At 71.1% G+C, this 22,145-nt stretch carries 22 protein-coding genes and 1 pseudogene; 16 read left to right on the top strand and 7 right to left on the bottom strand.

What is annotated here, in order from left to right; translation table 11 throughout:
* Positions 1-6: 6 nt before the first annotated feature.
* The 3 genes from OHS70_RS09200 to OHS70_RS09190 are packed head-to-tail and all read left to right on the top strand — an operon-like array spanning position 7 to position 2,537.
* Positions 7-591 carry a DUF5998 family protein gene (locus OHS70_RS09200; RefSeq protein ID WP_328395567.1) on the top strand — a complete coding sequence of 195 codons (585 nt, stop codon included), beginning with the start codon at positions 7-9 and terminating at the stop codon, positions 589-591.
* Complete coding sequence (locus OHS70_RS09195) at positions 591-1,793, top strand: alkaline phosphatase family protein (protein ID WP_328395565.1); 1,203 nt, start codon at positions 591-593, stop codon at positions 1,791-1,793. The genes OHS70_RS09200 and OHS70_RS09195 overlap by 1 nt, the downstream gene beginning before the upstream one ends.
* A gap of 60 nt (positions 1,794-1,853) precedes the next feature.
* Positions 1,854-2,537, top strand: coding sequence for a thymidine kinase (locus OHS70_RS09190; protein WP_328395563.1), 684 nt, complete (start codon positions 1,854-1,856; stop codon positions 2,535-2,537).
* Here the strand turns inward: OHS70_RS09190 and OHS70_RS09185 are convergent.
* Positions 2,509-3,282 (bottom strand): VOC family protein, encoded by a 774-nt coding sequence (locus OHS70_RS09185; protein ID WP_328395561.1) that lies wholly within the window; start codon positions 3,280-3,282, stop codon positions 2,509-2,511. The genes OHS70_RS09190 and OHS70_RS09185 overlap by 29 nt on opposite strands.
* Positions 3,283-3,507: 225 nt before the next feature.
* Between OHS70_RS09185 and OHS70_RS09180 the strand changes: the two genes are divergently transcribed.
* Entirely contained in the window at positions 3,508-4,338 is an 831-nt protein-coding gene (locus OHS70_RS09180; protein WP_328395559.1) for a sulfurtransferase, read from the top strand.
* 561 nt (positions 4,339-4,899) lie between these two features.
* On the opposite strand, the gene sepH is transcribed toward OHS70_RS09180, so the two are convergent.
* The 3 genes from sepH to OHS70_RS09165 form a co-directional block, all read right to left on the bottom strand.
* Complete coding sequence (gene sepH, locus OHS70_RS09175) at positions 4,900-5,949, bottom strand: septation protein SepH (RefSeq protein WP_328395557.1); 1,050 nt, start codon at positions 5,947-5,949, stop codon at positions 4,900-4,902.
* Positions 5,950-6,386: 437 nt separating this feature from the next.
* Entirely contained in the window at positions 6,387-7,715 is a 1,329-nt protein-coding gene (locus tag OHS70_RS09170) for a D-arabinono-1,4-lactone oxidase (RefSeq protein ID WP_328395555.1), read from the bottom strand.
* A complete protein-coding gene (locus tag OHS70_RS09165) occupies positions 7,666-8,916 on the bottom strand; it encodes an MFS transporter (protein ID WP_328395553.1) in 1,251 nt (416 codons plus the stop codon). Before OHS70_RS09165 ends, OHS70_RS09170 begins: the two co-directional genes overlap by 50 nt.
* Before the next feature lie 141 nt (positions 8,917-9,057).
* Here OHS70_RS09165 and OHS70_RS09160 point away from each other — a divergent pair, with 141 nt between their 5' ends.
* Entirely contained in the window at positions 9,058-10,185 is a 1,128-nt protein-coding gene (locus OHS70_RS09160; RefSeq protein ID WP_328395551.1) for a ferrochelatase, read from the top strand.
* A gap of 11 nt (positions 10,186-10,196) precedes the next feature.
* A complete protein-coding gene (locus tag OHS70_RS09155; protein WP_328395549.1) occupies positions 10,197-10,997 on the top strand; it encodes an inositol monophosphatase family protein in 801 nt (266 codons plus the stop codon).
* Positions 10,998-11,073: 76 nt separating this feature from the next.
* Here OHS70_RS09155 and OHS70_RS09150 read toward each other — a convergent pair whose 3' ends face one another.
* Positions 11,074-11,241, bottom strand: coding sequence for a hypothetical protein (locus OHS70_RS09150; RefSeq protein ID WP_328395547.1), 168 nt, complete (start codon positions 11,239-11,241; stop codon positions 11,074-11,076).
* A gap of 335 nt (positions 11,242-11,576) precedes the next feature.
* Between OHS70_RS09150 and OHS70_RS09145 the strand changes: the two genes are divergently transcribed.
* The 4 genes from OHS70_RS09145 (at position 11,577) to OHS70_RS09130 (ending at position 15,151) form a co-directional block, all read left to right on the top strand.
* The gene (locus OHS70_RS09145; RefSeq protein ID WP_328405505.1) at positions 11,577-12,230 is read left to right on the top strand and encodes a response regulator transcription factor; all 654 of its coding nucleotides are present in this window, start codon (positions 11,577-11,579) and stop codon (positions 12,228-12,230) included.
* A 5-nt stretch (positions 12,231-12,235) separates the two neighbouring features.
* On the top strand, positions 12,236-13,471 hold the full coding sequence (locus tag OHS70_RS09140; RefSeq protein ID WP_328395545.1) for a sensor histidine kinase: 1,236 nt from the start codon (positions 12,236-12,238) through the stop codon (positions 13,469-13,471).
* Positions 13,472-13,853: 382 nt separating this feature from the next.
* The gene (locus OHS70_RS09135; protein ID WP_005310959.1) at positions 13,854-14,150 is read left to right on the top strand and encodes a DUF4193 domain-containing protein; all 297 of its coding nucleotides are present in this window, start codon (positions 13,854-13,856) and stop codon (positions 14,148-14,150) included.
* 14 nt (positions 14,151-14,164) lie between these two features.
* Complete coding sequence (locus tag OHS70_RS09130) at positions 14,165-15,151, top strand: hypothetical protein (RefSeq protein ID WP_328395543.1); 987 nt, start codon at positions 14,165-14,167, stop codon at positions 15,149-15,151.
* Between the two features lie 4 nt (positions 15,152-15,155).
* Here the strand turns inward: OHS70_RS09130 and OHS70_RS09125 are convergent, their stop codons facing one another.
* The gene (locus OHS70_RS09125; protein ID WP_328395541.1) at positions 15,156-15,614 is read right to left on the bottom strand and encodes a DUF3093 domain-containing protein; all 459 of its coding nucleotides are present in this window, start codon (positions 15,612-15,614) and stop codon (positions 15,156-15,158) included.
* A gap of 58 nt (positions 15,615-15,672) precedes the next feature.
* On the opposite strand from OHS70_RS09125, the gene OHS70_RS09120 reads away from it, so the two are divergent.
* The 4 genes from OHS70_RS09120 (at position 15,673) to OHS70_RS09105 (ending at position 18,462) form a co-directional block, all read left to right on the top strand.
* A complete protein-coding gene (locus tag OHS70_RS09120) occupies positions 15,673-16,293 on the top strand; it encodes a PaaI family thioesterase (RefSeq protein WP_328395539.1) in 621 nt (206 codons plus the stop codon).
* Complete coding sequence (gene dut, locus OHS70_RS09115) at positions 16,293-16,805, top strand: dUTP diphosphatase (protein WP_328395537.1); 513 nt, start codon at positions 16,293-16,295, stop codon at positions 16,803-16,805. The genes OHS70_RS09120 and dut overlap by 1 nt, the downstream gene beginning before the upstream one ends.
* Position 16,806: 1 nt before the next feature.
* Positions 16,807-17,577 carry a DUF3710 domain-containing protein gene (locus OHS70_RS09110; RefSeq protein ID WP_328395535.1) on the top strand — a complete coding sequence of 257 codons (771 nt, stop codon included), beginning with the start codon at positions 16,807-16,809 and terminating at the stop codon, positions 17,575-17,577.
* A gap of 138 nt (positions 17,578-17,715) precedes the next feature.
* Positions 17,716-18,462 (top strand): ABC transporter ATP-binding protein, encoded by a 747-nt coding sequence (locus OHS70_RS09105; RefSeq protein ID WP_328395533.1) that lies wholly within the window; start codon positions 17,716-17,718, stop codon positions 18,460-18,462.
* 78 nt (positions 18,463-18,540) lie between these two features.
* Here the strand turns inward: OHS70_RS09105 and OHS70_RS09100 are convergent.
* Positions 18,541-18,675: pseudogene (locus OHS70_RS09100) on the bottom strand (DUF6596 domain-containing protein); the annotation flags it as partial.
* Between the two features lie 192 nt (positions 18,676-18,867).
* Between OHS70_RS09100 and OHS70_RS09095 the strand changes: the two are divergent.
* Both OHS70_RS09095 and OHS70_RS09090 read left to right on the top strand, forming a co-directional pair.
* Positions 18,868-21,411 (top strand): ATP-binding protein, encoded by a 2,544-nt coding sequence (locus tag OHS70_RS09095; protein ID WP_328395531.1) that lies wholly within the window; start codon positions 18,868-18,870, stop codon positions 21,409-21,411.
* A 44-nt stretch (positions 21,412-21,455) separates the two neighbouring features.
* Positions 21,456-22,139 carry a response regulator gene (locus OHS70_RS09090; protein WP_328405503.1) on the top strand — a complete coding sequence of 228 codons (684 nt, stop codon included), beginning with the start codon at positions 21,456-21,458 and terminating at the stop codon, positions 22,137-22,139.
* Positions 22,140-22,145: the final 6 nt, after the last annotated feature.

Genomic DNA, 22,145 nt, shown 5'->3' with positions numbered 1-22,145 from the left:
GACCGCATGGCGAAGACCGGTACGACGACCCAGGGGCTGCGCGCGGCGATCGAGCGCAGCGGCTACTACCCGGCCCTCGTGGCCGATGCGGTGGAGGCCGCTGTCGGTGGCGAGCAGATCGCGTCGTACCTGGTGCACCAGGAGACCACCTTCGACGCCAACGAAGTGCGCCGCCATGTCACGGTCCTCGTCCTGACCGCCAACCGCTTCATCGTCAGCCACACAGACGAGCAGGCCGCCGACTCCAGCTCCCCGACGCCGTACGCCACCACCTCCACCGAGTCGGTCAAGCTCGGCCGGATCTCGTCCGTCGTGGTCAGCCGGGTCGTCGCCAACCCGGAGTCGTACACCCCCGGCACCCTGCCGCGCGAGGTCGTCCTCACCATCGGCTGGGGCGCCGTCTCCCGTATCGACCTCGAGCCCGCCGCCTGCGGCGACCCGAACTGCGATGCCGACCACGGCTACACGGGCAACTCCACCGCCGACGACCTCAGCCTGCGCGTCAGCGAGGCCGGCGACGGCCCGGACACCGTCCGCCAGACGCTCGCCTTCGCCCAGGCGCTCTCCGAAGCCACGGCAGCCACACGCTGATGGTCCAGCCTGCCCAGCCCGCCGTCTGGCCGGACGAACCCGTCCCACTGTCTCTCGACACCGCGCCCGTCCCCGCGTACGGCAGCGGCTCCCTCGCCGATCTGCTGCCGACGCTCGCCGCCGGACAGGGGGTGCCGGGGCTCATACAGAGCCTGCCCGAGCTCATCCCCGCCGACCGCAACTGCGTCTTCCTGATCGACGGCCTCGGCTGGGAGCAGATCAAGGCCCATCCCGACGAGGCCCCCTATCTGACCTCGCTCCTCGGCACGTCCCGCGGCGGCACCGGGCGCCCGCTCACGGCCGGCTTCCCCGCCACGACCGCCACCTCGCTGGCCTCCGTCGGCACCGGACTGCCGCCAGGCGCGCACGGCCTGCCCGGTTACACCGCGCGCAACCCCGAGACCGGCGAGCTGATGAACCAGCTGCGCTGGAAGCCGTGGACCTCGCCGCGTGCCTGGCAGCCGTACCCCACCGTCTTCCAGCTCGCCGACGCGGCAGGCGTGCACACCGCGCAGGTGACGTCCCCGACGTTCGAGCACACCCCGCTCACCAAGGTCGCACTCAGCGGCGGCACGTTCCACGGCCGGCTCTCGGGCGAGGAGCGCATGGACCTCGCCGCCGAGCAGCTGGCGGCCGGCGACCGGTCCCTCGTCTACACGTACTACAGCGACGTCGACGGCAAGGGCCATCGCTTCGGCGTGGACTCCGACGCCTGGCGCGGCCAGCTGATGTACGTGGACCGGATGGTGCAGCGCCTCGCCGAGCAGCTGCCGCCCCGCGCCGCCCTGTATGTCACCGCCGACCACGGCATGATCGACATCCCGTTCGACGAGCAGTCGCGCATCGACTTCGACGAGGACTGGGAGCTTCGTGCCGGTGTCGCCCTGCTGGGCGGCGAGGGCCGTGCCCGCCATGTCTACGCCGTCCCGGGCGCCGAGTCCGATGTGCTCACGGTGTGGCGCGAGGTGCTGGGCGAGCAGTTCTGGGTGGCGAGCCGCGACGAGGCGATCGCGGCCGGCTGGTTCGGCCCCGGTGTCGACGAGCGGGTGTACGCGCGGATCGGCGATGTCGTCGCCGCGGCCTGCGACGACGTGGTGATCACCGCCTCGGTCAACGAGCCCAACGAGTCGGCGATGGTCGGGATGCACGGTTCGATGACCCCTCTCGAGCAGCTCGTCCCGCTCCTCGAAGTACGCTCGTAGCCCGCCCACGCCGTCACGCTCCCGACCGCGCGCACAGACCCGAAAGGTCCTCAACTCTCCATGCCCGAGCTGGTGTTCTTCTCTGGAACGATGGATTGCGGGAAGTCGACCCTGGCTCTCCAGATCGAGCACAACCGCTCCACGCGCGGCCTTCAGGGCATGATCTTCACCCGCGACGACCGGGCCGGCGAGGGCAAGCTCTCCTCCCGCCTCGGTCTGGTGACCGACGCGGTCGAGGCCGCGGAGGGCTTCGACTTCTACGCGTATCTCGTCGCCCATCTCTCCAAGGGCGGCCGCTGCGACTACGTGATCGCCGATGAGGCGCAGTTCCTCGCGCCCGAGCAGATCGACCAGCTCGCCCGGGTCGTCGACGACCTGGAGCTGGACGTCTTCGCCTTCGGCATCACCACGGACTTCCGCTCCAAGCTCTTCCCCGGCTCCCAGCGGCTCGTCGAACTCGCCGACCGCGTCGAGGTACTCCAGGTCGAGGCGCTGTGCTGGTGCGGCGCCCGCGCCACGCACAACGCGCGCACCGTGGGCGGGGTGATGGTCGTCGAGGGTGCCCAGGTCGTCGTCGGGGACGTCCACCAGCCGACGGACGTGATCGGTTACGAGGTGCTGTGCCGGCGCCACCACCGCCGGCGGATGACCGCGGCCACCGCCCGTGCGGCCGCGCTCTCCCCGGACGTCCTTCCCGTCGAGGACGGCGAGATCGTCAGGAACTCTCCGACCGTACGATCGTGAACACCGCGCCCTCCGGGTCCGCCACCGTGGCGAGCCGCCCTGTGGCGCCGTCCCGGGGCTGCTCCACCACATGCCCGCCCAGGTCCAGCACCTGGTGCGCGGCCGCGTCGGTGTCCTCGACCTCGAAGTAGGTCATCCAGTGGCTGCCCCGGCTGCGGGGCAGCGCATGACCGACACCGTGCAGGGATGCGACCGGCCGTCCGGCGAGGCGCAGGGTCAGACAGTCGAAGTCGGCCGAGACGGCCGGCTCCACCTCGTAGTCGAACAGCGCCTGGTAGAACTTCCCGACGGAGGAGGTCTCCCGGGTCAGGAGCTCGTTCCACACCGGCGTGCCATGGGTGCCGTGCACCGCGGTGCCCCGGTGCGCGGCGACCTGCCAGATGCCGAACACCGCGCCTCCCGGGTCGGAGCCGATGGCCAACCGGCCCGCGTCCCCCGCGTCCAGCGGGCCCACCCCGACGGTGCCGCCGCAGCTGCGGATCACCTCGGCGGTCGCATCCGCGTCGTCCGTGGCGAGATACGGCGTCCAGGCGACCGGCAGGTGCCGGTCGGCCGGCAGTCTGCCGATGCCCGCGACCTCCTTGCCGTCGATCAGCGCGCGGACGTACGGGCCGAGCTGTGCCGGGCCGGGGGAGAACTCCCAGCCGAACAGTGACGCGTAGAACTCCTGCGTCGCGTCAAGGCCGTGCGCCATCAAGCTCACCCAACAGGGTGTGCCAGGTGTGTGCCGAGTCGCCTCGGTCATCGTCACTCTCTCCTCGGACCATCGTGGTGGCCGTGCGGGGGGACCGGCGCGTGCTGTTCCTGTAAGAACGGCCGCGCCCACGCAGATGCTTCCACCACGAGGGGTCCGGCGGGCCCCGGCCGCGCCGGTTTTGGCGGGTTCCTGCCGAAGGATGCCCGTTTTGATGTCACTCATCCGTTTCCGGGGCGTTACGGATCGGCCGATGGCTGCGCGAGGATGGTCTCCATGGATCCCATCATCTCCGCAGTCGATCTTGCGAACGAGCTCGCCGGCCCCACCCCGCCGGTCCTGCTGGACGTCCGTTACCAACTGGGCGGGCCGCACGGCCGGCCCGACTACGAGGCCGGTCACATCCCGGGCGCCGTCTTCATCGACCTCGACGCGGAGCTGGCTGGACCCCCCGGTGCCGGTGGCCGGCACCCCCTGCCCGACGTGGCGGCCTTCGGCGCGGCCATGCGCCGCGCCGGAATCTCCGCACAGACGCCCGTCGTGACGTACGACGCGGACAAGGGGTGGGGCGCGGCCCGCGCCTGGTGGCTGCTGCGCTGGACGGGGCACGAGAACGTACGTGTCCTCGACGGCGGACTCGCCGCCTGGGCGGGCCCGTTGGAGACCAAGACTCCCGAGCCCGTGGAGGGTACGTTCACCCCGCAGCCGGGCGCGCTCGGACTGCTCGACGCGGACGGAGCGGCCGGATGGGCCCGCGACGGCCTGCTGCTGGACGCACGGGCGGGGGAGCGCTACCGCGGCGAGGTGGAGCCCATCGACCGGGTCGCCGGTCATATCCCCGGCGCGGTCTCGGCCCCGACGGCGGAGAACATCGACGAGAACGGACGCTTCCTTTCACCCGAAAGGCTGACCGCGCGCTTCGTCGAACTCGGCGCGGGTCAGGACGCGAAGACGGTCGGCGTCTACTGCGGCTCGGGTGTCTCGGCCGCGCAGCAGGCGGTGGCTCTGGAACTCGCGGGCTTCGAACCGGTCCTGTACGCGGGCTCCTGGTCGGAATGGTCCGGGGACCCGGCGCGCCCGGTGGCCACGGGGCCGCAGCCGGGCTGACGGCGGACCCCGCGGTGGCGCCGATACGCCGGGACCCGACGCGGCAGATCGGGCAGGTCCGGGACCGGACCAAGGCGGTCGTGCGCAGCAGGTGCGGCCTGCGCGGAACCCCGGACGGCGCCGCAGCGCAGGCGGACACGCAGGCAGCGGCGTCCCGGCGCCACCCCGAAGCGCCGCCGCGCGTGGGCGCCCGTGAGGTCCTCGGGTCCGTTGCCCGGTGCAGGACCTGTCGCGTGCCGGGACTTCGCGCGCGGTGCCCGCCGACAGTCGGCCGGTGGTGCCTCCCGCACGCGAACGGGCCCGGCATGTCCACCGTGCCGGGCCCGTTCGGGACGTCCTGAGCCAGGGCCCTCTCGTCCGGATCTTGCCGGGCTCGCGTGCCCTGGTCACCCACAGCCTTCGGCGGGTGGTACCCCCGAGCTGCGTTGTCGTCGGTCGGTACGGCTCCGCCAAGCCTCCCTCCACCGCCTGCGATGTCCCCCGTTGCCCTTCGGGCACGGGAGATGCACCCCAAGCACCGGACCCCGCTCACTGGTCCGGCCCGATCCGGAAGAGAGAGCCCTAGTCCTGCTTCTTGCGGCGCGTGCCGAAGACGATCTCGTCCCAGCTCGGGACCGCCGCGCGGCGCCCCGGGCGGACGCCGTCCGCCTCTGCCTGGCGGTCCGTGGTGCCCGTGAGGCGCTCGCGGTGACCCGCCACCGAGCGCGGCATCAGGACATCGGCGTACGCCGAACCCGCGCCCGCCGATGCCGCCGGTGCGACCGGCTCCTCCGCCTCGTCGGGCTCCTGTGCCGGCTCGATGGCCGCCGGCTCGGGCTGTGCGGGCCGCTCCGGTACGACCATGTCTCCCCGGAAGCTCGGCACCGCTTCCAGAAGGCTGGTCAGCGAGTCCCGCTCGCCCGTGTCGTCCGTGTCGGACGAAGGCGCGGCCGTACCGGGACGCTCGATCTGGCGGTCCAGGGCGCGGTCCAGCGGACGGTCCCTGGGCAGCCGCGCGATGCGGGGCACGAAGGGGAAGCTCGGCTCCTGCGCGATCGAGTCGTCGGTCTCGCCGATCAGCGCGCGCGCCTCGTCGTCGACGGCCTGGACGAGCCGCCGCGGCGGGTCGTAGGTCCAACTCGCCGAGTGCGGTTCGCCCGCCACCCGGTAGACCAGCAGAACCTCCCAGGTGCCGTCGTCGCGGCGCCAAGAGTCCCACTGCGCGGTGTCCTTCTCGGCCCCACGCAGCAGCAGCCGCTCCTGCACAGCCTCTCCGAGCTGCGGACCCGTGTTCTCACCGGGGCGGCGTACGGGAGTCTTGCGGGCCCGCTCCGCCATGAAGGCGCGCTCCGCGAGCACAGGTCCCTCGAAACGGCGTACACGGTCGACGGGGATACCGGCGAGCTGCGCGACTTCCTCCGCGGAGGCACCGGCGCGTATACGGGCCTGGATGTCGCGGGGGCGGAGGTGGCTTTCCACCTCGATCTCGATCTGGCCGAGGCGGGCACGGTCGTTGCGTACGGCGGCACGCAGACGCTCATCGATCGGAAGCGTGTATTCCGTGCTGTCCGCAGCCTTGAGCACCAGTCGTGTGCCGTCGTTGGAGACGGCCACGACACGCAGTTCGGGCATGGGGACCTCCCGGGTGGTGCCTGCCGACGTCACCTGCGTCGCTGCTTCCGCTAGTCGAGTGTGGCCTGCCCGGGTGCAGCCTGCCACAACCTTGCCGAGTTGCCCGGCGTGTCGGGCACAGGCCCTGGATCGCCGTTATGGCACGGTTATCTATTTACGACTCAGAGTGACGGTGAAGTCACTCTCCGCAACAGACTTCCGTGCGACACCGCGGCTTCGCCGGATCGAGTGCCGCTTTCGGCCCCCTTGTCCCGGGCCCGGACGTCACGAGGGGACCGGACCCAAGGCTGGCCACAGTACTCCATTCGGGCCATCGGGGTGGGCCGCCGCGCCGCCGAACTTCTCCCGGGGCGCGGGAGTTGGGCTCCGGAGCCCCGGGAGGACGGGTGTCGCGGTTCGCGGAAACCGGAAGAAAGGGAACTATTCGCCAGGGGGAGTCAGTCGCCCAACACCCGCCGCAGATAGGCGTTCTGGAACAGCCGCTGCGGGTCCAGGCGGTCGCGCAGCGCCGTGAACTCGCCGAACCGCGGGTACGCCTCGGCGAAGTAAGCGGCGTCCCGTGTATGCACCTTGCCCCAGTGCGGCCGTCCGCCGTGCGCGGTCATGATCCTCTCCGCCGCGGTGAAGTACGACTGGTACGGCGTCCCCCGGTACATGTGCACGGCGATGTACGCACTGTCCCGGCCGGAGGCCGTGGACAGCGTGATGTCGTCCGCCGGAGCCGTACGCACCTCCACCGGGAAACTGACCCGCAGCGGCGAGCGTTCGACCATCGCCTTGAGCTCGCGCAGCGCGGTGACCAGAGCCTCGCGCGGCAGCGCGTACTCCATCTCGACGAACCGCACCCGGCGCGGCGACGTGAACACCTTGTACGGGATGTCCGTGTACGAACGGGCGGACAGTGCGCGGCTGGAGACCTTCGCGATCGCAGGGATGGCCGCGGGGAACGCCCGGCCCACGGAACAGGCCACCTGGAACACGCCGTTGGAGAGCAGCTCGTCCTCGATCCAGCCGCTGACCGCGCCGGCCGGCGCGGCGGGACCGGCGCTGCGGTTGTTGCGCTTGGTGTTGCAGTTGCCGGTGTGCGGGAACCAGTAGAACTCGAAGTGCTCGTTCTCCGCGACGAGCGCGTCGAACTCGGCCGTGACCTTGTCGAAGGACATCGGCTCCTCGCGGGCCGTCAGCAAAAAGACCGGCTCCACCGCGAGAGTGATCGCGGAGACGACACCCAGGGCACCGAGCCCGATCCGGGCCGCCGCGAAGACCTCCGGGTTCTCCTTCTCGCTGCAGTGCAGCAGCGAACCGTCCGCCGTCACCAGCTCAAGGGCCTTGATCTGCGCGGCGATCGAGGCCGAGTCGCGGCCCGTGCCGTGCGTGCCGGTCGAGGTCGCGCCCGCGACGGTCTGCTCCATGATGTCGCCCATGTTGGTGAGCGACAGGCCCTCACGGGCGAGGGCCGCGTTCAGCCGCTTGAGCGGAGTGCCGGCCTCGACCGTCACGGTCATCGACGTACGGTCGATCTCCCGGATCCCGGTCAGCAGATCGGGCCGTATCAGCACACCTTCGGTGGCCGCCAGGGCGGTGAAGGAGTGCCCCGTGCCGACGGCCTTCACCGTCAGATTGTCCTCTGCCGCGCTGCGCACGGCGTCGGCGAGCTCCTGCGGGGAGGCAGGAGTGACCTCCCGCACCGGCCGGGCCGTCACATTCCCGGCCCAGTTACGCCACGTGCTGGTCTGGCTGTTCAGACTGTTGCGCGTCCCGCTCACGCTGCCCCTCCCGCGTCGGCACCGGCCTGCGCAGCCGGCTGTACCCCAGGAACGCCACAACGGCCGCAAGCACTCCCGCGATCCCGGGCACCGCGTATCCCGCAGCGGCACCGTGCGCGTCGACCACCCAGCCGGCGGCCGAGGAGCCCAGCGCCACACCGACCGCGAGCCCGGTACCGGTCCAGGACATGCCCTCGGTCAGTTTGCTGCGCGGTACGTGCGCTTCGACGAGGGCCATGGTCGTCACCATCGTCGGTGCGATGGCAAGGCCCGCGACAAAGAGCGCCACGGCCAGGAACGGCAGGCTCCCGGCCAGTTGGAGGGGGATCATACTCACGGCCATCGCACACACACCCAGTACCCACCTGCGGGAAGGCCCACCCTTCAGATGCAGCAGGCCGAAGACCATGCCCGCCAGGCACGACCCGAGCGCGTACACGGCGAGCACCACGCTCGCCGCGGCCTTGTGGCCCTCCTCCTCGGCGAACGCCACGGTCACCACGTCCACCGCGCCGAAGATCGCGCCGGTGGCGACGAAGGCGGCCACCAGGACCTGCAGACCGGGGGAGCGCAGGGCCGAACCGCCGGTGTGCTCCCCGGCCGGGTGCGGCTCGGGCTCCGTGGCGCGCTGGGCCGTCAGCCACCAGACGCCGGCGAGCAGGAACAGCGCGGCCAGCAACGGGCCGGCTTCCGGGAACCAGATGGTCGACAGACCGATCGACACGATCGGGCCGAAGATGAAGCACACCTCGTCGATGATCGACTCCAGCGCGTAAGCGGTGTGCAGCTGCCGGGGTGATCCCCGGTAGATGGCCGCCCATCGCGCGCGGGTCATCGCGCCGACGCTCGGCACGCAGCCCATGGCCGCCGAGAACACGAACAGCGTCCAGTCGGCCAGGCCCTGCTGGGCACAGATCAGCAGACCCGCCGCCGCCGCGGCCGCGGCCAGGGTGGCCGGGCGCAGCACCCTGCGCTGACCGTGCCGGTCGACCAGCCGGGATATCTGCGGGCCGAGCACGGCGGCCGACATCGCGAGGGTTGCGCAGAGCGCGCCCGCCAGGCCGTAACGTCCCGTGAGCTGGGAGATCATGGTGACGATGCCGATGCCCATCATGGACAGCGGCATCCGGCCGACGAAGCCGGCGACGGAGAATCCGAGTGTGCCGGGGGCGGCGAAGATCGCGCGATAGGGACTGGGCACTGGTTCTCCGGTAAGGCGTAAGGGCGGCTGAGACAGCTTACGTCCGGCGCGACCTCGCACGCACGGCGATTTCCCGGGCGCAGTGGTTCCCCGGGCTCCGCGGTTTCCGGGGGGAACACGGCGGGTGGCAGGATCGGTGCCATGTCCGATCAGCGCGATCCCGCCCCTTACGACGCCCTGCTGTTGCTGTCCTTCGGAGGTCCGGAGGGCCCGGACGATGTCGTTCCGTTCCTGGAGAACGTGACGCGCGGCCGCGGTATCCCCAAGGAACGGCTCAAGGAGGTGGGGCAGCACTACTTCCTCTTCGGCGGCATCAGCCCCATCAACGACCAGAACCGCGCCCTGCTCGACGCGCTGCGCAAGGACTTCGCAGAGCACGGCCTGGATCTTCCGGTGTACTGGGGCAACCGCAACTGGTCGCCCTTTCTGACCGACACCCTGCGCGAGATGACCACGGCCGGACACCGGCGCATCGCCGTGCTCGCCACCAGTGCGTACGCCTCCTACTCCGGCTGCCGCCAGTACCGCGAGAACCTCGCCGACGCGCTCGTGACGCTGCAGGCCGAAGGGCTCGAGCCGCCCCGGGTGGACAAGCTGCGGCACTACTTCAACCACCCCGGGTTCGTGACGCCCATGATCGAGGGCGTCCTCGCCTCGCTCGCCGGCCTGCCCGAAGACGTCCGGGCCGGCGCGCATCTCGCCTTCACGACGCACTCCGTCCCGACGTCCGCGGCCGACACCTCCGGCCCCGCGTCCGGACACGGCGACGGCGGCGCGTACGTACGCCAGCACCTCGACGTCGCCCGGCTGATCGCCGAAGCCGTACGAGAGGAGACCGGTACCGAGCACCCCTGGCAGCTCGTCTACCAGTCCCGCAGCGGCGCCCCGCACATCCCGTGGCTCGAGCCCGACATCTGCGACCACCTCGAGGAACTGCACGGCGCGGGTGTGCCCGCAGTGGTCATGGTCCCGATCGGCTTCGTCTCGGACCACATGGAGGTCCTCTACGACCTCGACACCGAAGCCACCGCCAAGGCCGCCGAGCTCGGACTGCCGGTGCGCAGGTCCGCCACCGTGGGGGCCGATCCGCGGTTCGCCGCGGCGGTGCGTGAGCTGGTCCTGGAGCGGGCGGCGACCGAGCGGGGGGTGACGGTCGACCGCTGTGCGCTGGGGGCACTGGGACCCGGCCACGACCTCTGCCCGGTCGGCTGCTGCCCGGCCCGCGCACCACGGCCCGCGGCAGCGGGCGCCGACAGCCCGTACGCGTGAAGGAGATCCCTGTGACCGGCACATCGACGTCCGAACTGCTGACCCTCGCACTGGAGGCCGCCCGCCGGGCCGGCGAACTGCTGCGCGACGGCAGGCCGGACGACCTGGGCGTCGCGGCGACCAAGTCGAGCCCGATCGACGTCGTCACGGAGATGGACATCGCCGCCGAGAAGCTGATCACCGGCTTTCTGTCCGAACACCGCCCCGACGACGGCTTCCTCGGTGAGGAAGGCGCGTCCGCGCCGGGCACCAGCGGAGTGCGGTGGGTCATCGACCCGCTCGACGGCACCGTGAACTACCTCTACGGCCTGCCCACCTGGGCCGTGTCCATCGCCGCGGAACAGGACGGCGAGACTCTCGTCGGAGTCGTGGAGGCCCCGATGCGGCGCGAGACCTTCCGGGCCGTCCGCGGCGGCGGGGCGTACCTCAACGACCGGCCCGTACGGTGCCGCCCCGCGCCCCCGCTGGACCAGGCGCTGGTCTCCACCGGCTTCAACTACGTCGCCACCGTACGGACCCACCAGGCGGATGTCGCCCAACGGCTCATCCCGCAGCTGCGGGACATCCGGCGCAGCGGCTCGGCGGCCATCGACCTGAGCGATGTGGCGGCCGGCCGCCTGGACGGCTACTACGAGCGCGGCCTCAGCGAGTGGGACCTCGCGGCGGGCGACCTGATCGCCCGGGAGGCGGGGGCCCTGACGGGTGGCCGCCCGGGCGAGCGCCCGTCGGGTGACCTCACTGTCGCGGCCACGCCGGGTGTCTTCGAACCCCTGCAGGCTCTCCTGGAGGACCTGGGGGCGTGGCACGACTGAGCTCGACGCCTGTTGTCGTTGCCTGGGCGGGCACGGAAAAGGGGGCCCTGTCCGGGCCCCCTTCTCCGCCTGAGAACTACGCGGCGCGTACCTCGACGCCGTGCTCGGCAGCCAGACGGTGGAGGTCGTCCAGCTCCGCCTGCTCGACATCCGCGAGGAAGTCGTCTCCCGTTTGGCGAGCCAGCGTGAGGTCGGTTTCGGCGGCCTTGATGCGCTGCAGCAGTCCTGCGGTGAAAGCGTCCATGGTGCGCCCCCTCGGCGTAGGTCGTTGGCACGGGGGTGTGCCTGGGGTTCCCCTGCCGCACGCAGGGGTGTGGGGTGATCAACCCTGGAACAGGCCGTGGTGCGCCGCATGCAGGGCGTGATCGCGGGTGTGCAGTCGTCTTCCCCAAGGCTCCCTTGTGAGAAACCTCAACTGGCCCGGGAATCGGTTCTATTCCCCGTCACCGGTCGGGTGCGCGGTCGGCCGCGACCCGCCTTACCTCCGGTTTACGCGCGTAAAGGGCAGGATGGATGCGCACAGCCAGTGCTCAGAGGTGTCCTGTCACGGTGACGGGCTTCGAGGAAGGAAACAGCGACGTGCGCGTACTCGTCGTCGAGGACGAGCAGCTGCTCGCCGATGCGGTGGCCACCGGACTGCGCCGGGAGGCCATGGCGGTCGACGTCGTGTACGACGGCGCCGCGGCCCTTGAGCGCATCGGGGTCAACGACTACGACGTGGTGGTGCTCGACCGCGACCTCCCGCTGGTCCACGGCGACGACGTGTGCCGCAAGATCGTCGAGCTGGGTATGGCCACCCGCGTGCTGATGCTGACCGCGGCCGGCGACGTCAGCGACCGGGTCGAGGGCCTCGAGCTGGGCGCCGACGACTATCTGCCGAAGCCGTTCGCGTTCACCGAGCTCACCGCCCGGATCCGCGCCCTGGGCCGGCGCACGACCGTGCCCCTGCCGCCGGTCCTGGAGCGTGCCGGGATCAAGCTGGACCCCAACCGCCGCGAGGTGTTCCGGGACGGCAAGGAGATCCAGCTCGCCCCGAAGGAGTTCGCCGTGCTGGAGGTACTGATGCGCAGCGAGGGCGCGGTCGTCTCGGCCGAGCAGCTGCTGGAGAAGGCCTGGGACGAGAACACCGACCCGTTCACCAATGTCGTGCGCGTGACCGTGATGACCCTGCGGCGCAAGCTCGGCGAGCCGGCCGTGATCGTCACCGTGCCCGGCTCCGGCTACCGGATCTGACCCCGGTGGCCGCTGCGCCGGCGCCGCCCTCGGCGCCTCCGAAACCGACCTGGGATCCCAGGGGCCCGGTACGCCCGTTGCTGCGTCCGACCATCCGGATACGGCTCACGCTGCTGTACGGCGGGATGTTCATGATCGCCGGCATCCTGCTGCTGTCGATCATCTATCTGCTCACCGCCCAGGCACTGAACGTCAGCGTCGCCGATCTGCCCTTCGAGATCGTGAAGGGTGAGGTGCTGCCCACGACCGAGTGGTGCCGGCTGCCCCGGTCCGTCACCGGCGACCAGTTCAACCAGGCCGTCTCCGCCTGCCTCCAGCGCCAGCGCGATCTGGCCCTGGACGACCTGCTGCGCCGCTCCCTGTTCGCGCTGCTCGGCCTGAGCATCATCGCCTTCGCCTTCGGCTACGCGATGGCCGGCCGGGTCCTGTCGCCGCTGGGCCGGATCACCCGCACCGCCCGCAAGGTGGCCGGCTCCGACCTCTCGCGCCGGATCGAGCTGGACGGCCCCGACGACGAGCTCAAGGAGCTCGCCGACACCTTCGACGAGATGCTGGACCGTCTGGAGCGGGCGTTCTCCGCGCAGCAGCGGTTCGTCGCGAACGCCTCGCACGAGCTGCGTACGCCCCTTGCGATCAACCGCACGCTGCTGGAGGTCCATCTCTCCGACCCCGGGGCGCCGGCCGAGCTGCAGCAGCTCGGCAAGACGCTGCTGGCCACCAACGAGCGCAGCGAGCAGCTCGTCGAGGGCCTGCTGCTGCTGGCACGCAGCGACAACCAGATCGTCGAGCGCAAACCGGTGGATCTGGCGGAAGTCGCCTCGCGTGCCCTCGATCAGGTACGGTCCGAGGCCGACGCCAAGGGCTTGGAAATCGTCGGCGAGTGCAAGCCCGCCGTCGTACAGGGCAATGGCGTCCTGCTGGAGCGGATCGCGCTGAACCTCGTCCAGAACGCCGTGCGCTACAACGTCCCGGAGGACGGATGGGTGCAGGTGTCCACGGAGGTGCAGCAGGGACAGGCGGTCCTCGAGGTCTCGAACACAGGACCAGTGGTTCCTGCTTACGAGATCGACAACCTCTTCGAGCCGTTCAGAAGGCTGCGGCAGGAGCGTACGGGCAGCGACAAGGGCGTGGGACTGGGTCTGTCGATCGCCCGCTCCGTGGCGCGGGCCCATGGAGGCCGTATCATCGCGGAGCCTCGCGACGGCGGCGGCCTCGTGATGCGTGTCACCCTCCCGGTCTGAGAGAGTGAACGACGTTCGCTTTACGCGGAATTTTCGGGACTTGTGCCCGACGGGTCCGTGTGCGATCGATCACAGAAGCGAATTTCAGGCCATCTACTCTCCGTGATCAAGGCACCGACCGGAACGCCGGGAAAAGTCCGGGTTTCCAAGGGTCGAGATCACGGGAAGTACACGGGGTGGCGCCCGTGAACTGCACGATCGGGACCGTGTACGGTCCCCATCGCCGTCCAACCAGATCACTCTTGAGGGGTCCGGTTGGGTGTCGATTGAGTAACAGACCTTGATGTGAGGCAAAATCTCCGCCTCGGGTCGGGCACAAGTCCGGCCTCTCACGCGTTACGTGCGCTGGAGACACCGCAACCACCCAGAGGGGGAGAGCGACATGGCAACGGACTACGACACCCCACGCAAGACCGATGACGACGTCGATTCGGACAGCCTGGAAGAACTGAAGGCCCGGCGGAACGACAAGTCCACCTCGACCGTCGATGTCGACGAGTTCGAGGCCGCCGAAGGCATGGAACTGCCGGGCGCCGACCTCTCCAACGAGGAGCTGGCGGTCCGGGTCCTGCCGAAGCAGGCCGACGAGTTCACCTGCATGAGCTGCTTCCTCGTGCACCACCGCAGCCAGCTGGCGCGCGAGAAGAACGGCCAGCCGATCTGCCGCGACTGCGACTGAGAGCTGGTCGCCCCGTGGCAGGCGAGACACCGTCCAGGAAGCGGCGTTTTCGGCGTCACAAGCCGTCGCAGGCCAACCAGAGCGGCACAGGCCCGGCACCGGACGGCACGCCGTCCGCCGAGCACTCGGCCGCCCTGACGCCTCACGACGGCACGGGGGAGACGGAGCGAGGTCGGCCGGCCTCGCTCGAAGCAGCGGGCCAGGCAGGGCCCCCGACCAGGGCCTCACGCCTGGCCGCAGTCACGAAGGGCGTCCGCAAGGGCGGCGGGAGCGCCCTGGCAGGTCTCGCCAGGACCGGTCAGGGAGCCAGGTCACGGCTGGCGAGGACCGGCGTGAGCGCACAGAGCGCCATCGCCTTCCTCGCGGACCGTCTGATCGAGAACGCACCGCGTATCCCGGTGCGTGACCTGGCGACACTGCGTCGCCAGTTCCCGGGCCTGGGCCCCGAGCAGCTTGCCGACAAGCTGGTCGCGGGCGCGGCCCTGGCCACCTCCACCGTCGGTGCCGGGATCGGCGCCGCGGCGATGCTGCCCGTGCCCCCGGCGATGCTGGCGGAGCTCACCACGGAGGTCGTCGGCGTCGGGGTGATCGAGCTGAAGCTCATCGCCGAACTTCACGAGGTCTACGGAGTGCGCCCGCCCGGCTCGCTCGTCGACCGCAGCACCGCCTACCTCTCCTCCTGGTCGCAGGAGCGCGGGATCGAGGTCGCCAAACCGGCGACGGTCAACGCCGCGATGGGCGGGCAGCTCAGGCGCCAGCTGCGGCAACAGGTCACGAAACGCATGGTCCGCAACATGCCGAACCTGATCCCGTTCATGGTCGGCGCGACCGTAGGCGCCATGATGAACCGCCGTGACACCCGAAAACTCGCGGAACGGATCCGCAAGGACCTGCGCGCGCGGCAGGTTCCCTGGGAGGCGCTGCCCACGCTCCCGCCGCTGGAGCAGCCCAAGGAGCCGCTCCGGACGCGCGGTCTTCCCCCGGCGCCCGGCCACGACTGACGTCTCAGGCGGTGCGCACGTCCTCCAGCGCTGCCGCCAGCGCCTTCGGGTCCCGGGTCGACAGGTACACGTACGGCGTGGGGTCCGCCGGGTCGGTGACCTCGATCCGCAGCGCCGTCGGAATGTAACTGCGCAGCAGCATGAACGCGCGCGGATCGGCCTTGTACGAACGCCAGGCCCGCGCCTCCTGCGCGTCCAGCACCTGTGCGTCGCCGAGCGCCGACACCGGGATCCGGGCCTCGCCGGCGACCAGGGAGCCGGACACCACCCGGATACGCGCCGATCCGTAGGAGCTGACCAGCGCCCCCGCCAGCGCGCTCGCGGCGATCAGACCGCCCAGGCTCGCCAGGGTCCCCAGCGGCAGCAGCACCAGAGCGCCCGAAACGCCCACCAGAGCGGTGATGGCCCACCACGAGCGGGGCGCTGTCAGACGTTCTGCGTACTGCGGGGCGGAAGGCTGCATGAAGCCAAGCTTGGCACGGGGCGACCCGCAGGTGGCGCCGCGGGTAAGGTCTGCGCATGTGAGTATTTCGAACTCCCGGGGGGCGGCCCCCGGAACCCCCGCCGGCGCGGCCGCGCTGACGCCGCCGGCCGATGCCACGGCCCCCGTACGGCATCCCGACGCCCCTGCTCCCGGTGAGCTCCTCGGCGCGCACTACGAGCACTGCTTCGGCTGCGGCGGGGCCCAGCCCCACGGCCTGCACCTGGCGGCCCGGGCCGAGGAGGGCGTACGCGTCACCGCCGAGTTCACCGTCAGGCCCGCCCACCAGGGCGCGCCCGGCCTGGCGCACGGCGGTGTGCTCGCCACCGCCATGGACGAGACGCTCGGCTCGCTGAACTGGCTGCTGCGGGTGATCGCGGTGACCGGCAAGCTCGAGACCGACTTCGTACGGCCCGTGCCGGTGGACACCGTGCTGCACCTCGATGCCGAGGTCGTCGCGGTGGCCGGCCGCAAGATCTACTGCACCGCCGTCGGCCGGATCGGCAGCCCCGACGGCCCCGTCGCCGTCCGCGCGAACGCGCTGTTCATCGAGGTCAAGGTCGATCACTTCATCGACAACGGCCGCCCCGAGGAGATCCAGGCGGCCATGGCCGACCCGGACCAGGTCCGGCGCGCCCGCGCCTTCGAGGTGAACCCCTGATGCGCGAGCCCGTCGACGTACTGATCCGCCGCGTGCACCCGGAGGTGCCGCTGCCTGCGTACGGGCACCCCGGAGATGCCGGTGCCGACCTGGTGACCTGCGAGGCCGCCGAGCTGGCCCCGGGGGAGCGGGCCGTACTGCCCACCGGAGTGTCCATCGCGCTCCCGGACGGGTACGCCGCCTTCGTGCACCCGCGCTCCGGTCTGGCAGCGCGCTGCGGAGTGGCGCTGGTGAATGCCCCGGGGACGGTGGATGCCGGGTACCGTGGGGAGATCAAGGTGATCGTGGTCAATCTCGACCCGCGTGAGAGCGTGCGGTTCGAACGGTTCGACCGGATTGCCCAACTGGTTGTCCAGCAGGTCGAGAAGGTGCGCTTCCACGAGGTGGCGGAGCTTCCCGGCTCGGCGCGGGCCGAGGGGGGCTTCGGGTCCACCGGCGGTCATGCTGCCGTGGACGGCTCTTCGGGTGGGAATCGATACGCTTCGGTCGTATCCGACCGGGAAGGACAGTGACGTGTTCGGACGTCGCAAGAAGAGTGGTTCCGCCAGCGACATGGCGGACGCAGCGGGCGAGGCCGAGCAGGTCGTCGACGAGCTCGACACGGACGCTGAGGAGGGTGAGCCCCGCCGGGTGAACCTCCCGCCGGCGCCGCGGCCCGACGGCCCGTGGGACGTCTCCGAGGTTTCCAGGCCCGGTGACGGCCGGGTCGATCTCGGCGGTCTGTTCGTGCCCGGAATCGAGGGCATGGAACTGCGCGTCGAGGTCGCGGGCGACGCGATCGTCGCGGCAACCGTGGTGCTGCGCGACAGCGCCATCCAGCTGCAGGCCTTCGCAGCGCCCAAGAAGGAAGGCATCTGGGGCGAGGTCCGCGAGGAGATCGCCTCCGGCATCACCCAGCAGGGCGGCATCATCGACGAGGTCGAGGGCCCGCTCGGCTGGGAGCTGCGGGCCCAGGTACCGGTACAGCTGCCCGACGGCACCGGCGGTGTGCAGCTGGTGCGCTTCGTCGGCGTCGACGGGCCGCGCTGGTTCCTGCGCGGAGTGATCTCCGGGCAGGGCGCGGTGCAGCCGCAGGCCGCCGGGCTGCTCGAGCAGATCTTCCAGGACACCGTCGTCGTGCGCGGCGAAGGACCGATGGCGCCGCGCGACCCGATCGTCCTCAAGCTGCCGGACGACGCGCAGATGGTGCCCGAGGGCGTCCAGCAGGAGGAGCAGGAAGGGTCCCGCTTCTCCGGAGGCATGGGCCAGCTCCAGCGCGGACCGGAGATCACCGAGGTGCGCTGACCGTTCCTCAAGGCATGTGGGCCGTACTCCTCGCCAGGGGTACGGCCCACCCGTCTTTGTACGCACGGCCGTTGCCCGGTCGCGTGGCCTCTGCACATACTGTGCCGGACCGATCACCTGGGTACGGGGGACCTGCTGATGACCGAGGGAAACACGCACACCGGGGGCAGCACACACACCGGCACCGCCGTCGCCGACGACCCGGCCGGTGCGCCGATGGTCCGGGTCGAGAACGTGCACCGTTCGTACGGCACCGGGGCAGCGGCCGTGCACGCCCTGCGCGGGGTCTCGTTCGACATCCCGCGCGGTGAGCTGGTCGCCCTCAAGGGCCGGTCGGGCTCCGGCAAGACCACGCTGCTCAATCTGGTCGGCGGGCTGGACTCCCCGGACCGGGGCCGCATCACCATCGACGGCACCGAGCTGTCCGGCCTCGGCGAGAACGGACTCCTGGAGCTGCGCCGGGACCGGATCGGCTTCATCTTCCAGTCCTTCGGGCTGATCCCGATCCTCACGGCAGCCGAGAACGTGGGCGTGCCGATGCGGCTGCGCAAGACCGACCCCCGCGAGCGTGAGGAGCGTGTCGAGCTGCTGCTCGCCCTGGTCGGCCTCGCCGACCACGCGGCACAGCGCCCGGGCGAGCTCTCCGGCGGCCAGCAGCAGCGCGTCGCGATCGCGCGGGCGCTCGCCAACCGGCCGGCCCTGCTGATCGCGGACGAGCCGACCGGCCAGCTGGACGCCGAGACAGGCCTTGCGGTGATGGAACTGCTGCGCGCGGTGGTCCGCAGCGAGGGCGTCACCGCCCTGGTCGCCACCCACGACGCCCAGCTCCTGGACCTGGCGGACCGGGTGCTCGAGGTGAACGACGGTGAGATCACCGAGCTCTGACGGGTCCCCCGGGCGGACCGGGTCCCTGCGCGTCGGCGCCCGGCGGCCACTGCTCACGCTTCTCGGGCCGCGGACGGGCGGGCCGCGCGGATCGAGCTCGTGCAGGGCACGGGCCGGCCGGACCGCCTCCCTCGAGAGCTCGGACCGCTGCAGACCAGGCCCCACGCTGCTTGCGTACCCCTCGTTGAGAATCACGTACAGCGCATGCAGGACCGCGGCGAGCCGGGCGCGCCTGTGCCTCCTCGCGCCGCCGCGATGCCATCAGAATCGCGTCAATACGCACCCTGGAGGGCCGCACCATCCGATTTGCCCCGTCGCTCGGACGTATGGTCGACGCTGCGCGGAGCGGACGCGCACAGCAGGCGCACGGCAGGCGCGGCGCAGCGGCCGAAAGACAATGAGGACATGGGACGCGGCAAGCTTCGGATCTACCTCGGTGCAGCCCCGGGCGTCGGCAAGACGTACGCCATGCTCTCCGAGGCGCACCGGCGCGTGGAGCGCGGCACGGACTGCGTCGTGGCCTTCGTGGAGCATCACGGCAGGTCCCGCACCGAGGTGCTGCTGCACGGCCTGGAGCATGTCCCGAGGCGGGAGCTCAGCTACCGGGGCGGCACCTTCACCGAGATGGACGTGGACGCCGTCCTCGAACGGGCGCCCGCCGTCGCCCTGGTCGACGAACTCGCCCACACGAATGTCCCCGGATCCCGCAACGCCAAGCGGTGGCAGGACGTCGAGGAGCTGCTCGCGGCCGGTATCGACGTCGTGTCCACCGTCAACATCCAGCATCTGGAGTCACTCGGCGACGTCGTCGAGTCGATCACCGGTGTACGGCAGCGGGAGACGGTCCGCGACGAGGTGGTCCGCCGGGCCGACCAGCTGGAACTCGTCGACATGTCGCCTCAGGCGCTGCGCCGGCGTATGGCCCACGGCAACATCTACACGGCCGAGAAGGTCGACGCGGCCCTGTCGAACTACTTCCGGCCGGGGAACCTCACCGCGCTCCGGGAGCTGGCCCTGCTCTGGCTTGCCGACCGGGTCGACGAGTACCTCCAGCAGTACCGAGGCGAGCACAACATCGACTCCACCTGGCAGGCCCGCGAACGCATAGTCGTCGGCCTCACCGGTGGCCCCGAGGGCCGCACGCTCATCCGACGCGCAGCCCGCGTCGCCGCCAAGGGCTCCGGCAGCGAGATCCTCGCCGTCTACATCGCCCGCAGCGACGGACTGACCTCGGCGTCGCCCAAGGAACTCGCGGTCCAGCGCACCCTCGTCGAGGACCTCGGCGGCACCTTCCACCACGTCATAGGCGACGACGTGCCCTCCGCGCTGATGGAGTTCGCGCGCGGTGTCAACGCGACCCAGATCCTCCTCGGCGCCAGCCGCCGCAAGACGTGGCAGTACATCCTCGGCCCCGGCGTCAGCGCCACGGTCGCCGCCCGGTCCGGCCCGGATCTCGACGTCCACATCGTCACCCACGCCCACGCGGGCAAGGGGCGCGGACTGCCCGTCGCCCGCGGCGCCCGCCTCGGGCGCTCCCGCATCATCGCCGGCTGGCTCGTCGCCGTCGGCGGCCCTGTACTGCTGACCCTGCTGCTCGCTGGCATGGAGAACAGCCCCGGGCTCGCCAACGACGTCCTGCTCTTCCTCTTCCTCACGGTGGTCTCCGCCCTGATCGGCGGACTGCTGCCCGCCCTCGCCTCCGCCGCCGCAGGCTCGCTGCTGCTGAACTACTACTTCACGCCGCCCGTCCACACCCTGGACGTCGCCGAGCCACGGAACCTCGTGGCCATCGTGATCTTCTTCGCGGTGGCGGTCGCCGTGGCCTCCGTCGTGGACCTGGCGGCGCGCCGGACCCATCAGGCGGCCCGGCTGCGTGCCGAGTCGGAGATCCTTTCCTTCCTCGCCGGCAGCGTGCTGCGCGGGGAGACGGCACTCGACGCGCTGCTGGAACGGGTCCGCGAGACCTTCGCGATGGAGTCCGTGGCGCTGCTCGAGCGCACCAGCGAGGTCGAACCGTGGACACGCACCGCGAGCGTCGGTCCCGCCCCGGCGCTGCGGCCCGACGACGCGGATGTGGACATGCCGGTCGGCGACCGGATGGCGCTGGCCCTGTCCGGCCGCGTCCTGCCCGCCGAGGACCGCCGGGTGCTGGCCGCCTTCGCCGCCCAGGCCGCCGTCGTACTGGACCGGCAGCGGCTGGTCGATGAGGCGGAGCGGGCCCGGCGGCTCGCCGAGGGCAACCGCATACGTACCGCCCTGCTGGCCGCGGTCAGCCACGATCTGCGCACCCCGCTCGCCGCGATCAAGGCCGCCGTCACCTCCCTGCGCTCCGGAGACATCGAATGGTCCGACGAGGACCAGGCCGAGCTCCTCGAAGGGATCGAGGAGGGCGCCGACCGGCTCGACCATCTGGTCGGCAACCTCCTCGACATGTCCCGGCTGCAGACCGGCACCGTCACCCCGCTGATCCGCGAGACCGACGTCGACGAGGTGGTGCCCATGGCCCTCGTCTCCGTCCCGCCCGACAGCGTCGAACTGGACATCCCCGAAACGTTGCCCATGGTGGCGGTCGACCGCGGACTGCTCGAACGCGCCGTCGCGAACATCGTGGAGAACGCCGTCAAGTACAGCCCCGACGGCACCCCCGTCACCGTTGCCGCCAGCGCGCTCGGTGAGCGCGTCGAACTGCGCGTCGCCGACCGGGGCACCGGTGTGCCGGACGACGCCAAGGAACGGATCTTCGAGCCCTTCCAGCGCTACGGTGATGCCCCGCGCGGAGCCGGGGTCGGCCTCGGCCTCGCGGTCGCGCGTGGCTTCGTGGAAGCCATGGGCGGCACGCTCACCGCCGAGGACACCCCCGGCGGTGGGATGACCATGGTTCTTACTCTCAGAGCGGCACAGGGCCACATGGCCCCCGGTGCCGGCCTTCCCACCCAGGTCACCTCATGACCACAGCGACAGAAGAGCCCACAGGGCAGAAAGGCAGGCCGGTCATGACCCGGGTGCTCGTGGTCGACGACGAGCCGCAGATCGTACGCGCCCTCGTGATCAATCTGAAGGCGCGCAAGTACGAGGTGGATGCGGCATCCGACGGTGCCGGCGCGCTGGAGCTCGCCGCGGCCCGTCACCCCGACGTCGTCGTCCTCGACCTCGGCCTCCCGGACATGGACGGCATCGAGGTGATCAAGGGGCTGCGCGGCTGGACCCGGGTGCCGATCCTGGTGCTCTCCGCACGCCACTCCTCCGACGAGAAGGTCGAGGCGCTGGACGCCGGAGCCGACGACTACGTCACCAAGCCCTTCGGGATGGACGAGCTGCTTGCGCGGCTGCGGGCCGCCGTACGCAGGGCGGAGCCGGGCGGCAGCGAGGAGGATGTCGTCATGGTCGAGACGGACGACTTCACCGTCGACCTCGCAGCGAAGAAGGTGCAACGGGACGGGCGGGATGTCCGCCTCACCCCGACGGAGTGGCATCTGCTCGAGGTCCTGGTGCGCAACACCGGGCGGCTGGTCAGCCAGAAGCAGCTGCTCCAGGAGGTGTGGGGTCCCTCGTACGGCACCGAGACCAACTATCTGAGGGTCTACATGGCCCAGCTGCGCCGCAAGCTCGAGGCCGACCCGTCGCACCCGCGGCACTTCGTCACCGAGCCCGGCATGGGATACCGCTTCGAACGTTGATACGGC

This window comes from Streptomyces sp. NBC_00390, from assembly GCF_036057275.1.
GTDB lineage: Bacteria > Actinomycetota > Actinomycetes > Streptomycetales > Streptomycetaceae > Streptomyces.
This window is presented reverse-complemented; position numbering and strand designations above follow the sequence as displayed.

What these genes read in the sequence shown, in the direction of transcription:
- OHS70_RS09200 (WP_328395567.1), top strand. Translation starts at nt 7, where the DNA reads ATGGCGAAGACCGGTACGACGACCCAGGGGCTGCGCGCGGCGATCGAG.
- OHS70_RS09195 (WP_328395565.1), top strand. Translation starts at nt 591, where the DNA reads ATGGTCCAGCCTGCCCAGCCCGCCGTCTGGCCGGACGAACCCGTCCCA.
- OHS70_RS09190 (WP_328395563.1), top strand. Translation starts at nt 1,854, where the DNA reads ATGCCCGAGCTGGTGTTCTTCTCTGGAACGATGGATTGCGGGAAGTCG.
- OHS70_RS09185 (WP_328395561.1), bottom strand. Translation starts at nt 3,282, where the DNA reads ATGACCGAGGCGACTCGGCACACACCTGGCACACCCTGTTGGGTGAGC.
- OHS70_RS09180 (WP_328395559.1), top strand. Translation starts at nt 3,508, where the DNA reads ATGGATCCCATCATCTCCGCAGTCGATCTTGCGAACGAGCTCGCCGGC.
- sepH (WP_328395557.1), bottom strand. Translation starts at nt 5,949, where the DNA reads ATGCCCGAACTGCGTGTCGTGGCCGTCTCCAACGACGGCACACGACTG.
- OHS70_RS09160 (WP_328395551.1), top strand. Translation starts at nt 9,058, where the DNA reads ATGTCCGATCAGCGCGATCCCGCCCCTTACGACGCCCTGCTGTTGCTG.
- OHS70_RS09150 (WP_328395547.1), bottom strand. Translation starts at nt 11,241, where the DNA reads ATGGACGCTTTCACCGCAGGACTGCTGCAGCGCATCAAGGCCGCCGAA.
- OHS70_RS09135 (WP_005310959.1), top strand. Translation starts at nt 13,854, where the DNA reads ATGGCAACGGACTACGACACCCCACGCAAGACCGATGACGACGTCGAT.
- OHS70_RS09125 (WP_328395541.1), bottom strand. Translation starts at nt 15,614, where the DNA reads ATGCAGCCTTCCGCCCCGCAGTACGCAGAACGTCTGACAGCGCCCCGC.
- dut (WP_328395537.1), top strand. Translation starts at nt 16,293, where the DNA reads ATGCGCGAGCCCGTCGACGTACTGATCCGCCGCGTGCACCCGGAGGTG.
- OHS70_RS09105 (WP_328395533.1), top strand. Translation starts at nt 17,716, where the DNA reads ATGACCGAGGGAAACACGCACACCGGGGGCAGCACACACACCGGCACC.
- OHS70_RS09095 (WP_328395531.1), top strand. Translation starts at nt 18,868, where the DNA reads ATGGGACGCGGCAAGCTTCGGATCTACCTCGGTGCAGCCCCGGGCGTC.
- OHS70_RS09090 (WP_328405503.1), top strand. Translation starts at nt 21,456, where the DNA reads ATGACCCGGGTGCTCGTGGTCGACGACGAGCCGCAGATCGTACGCGCC.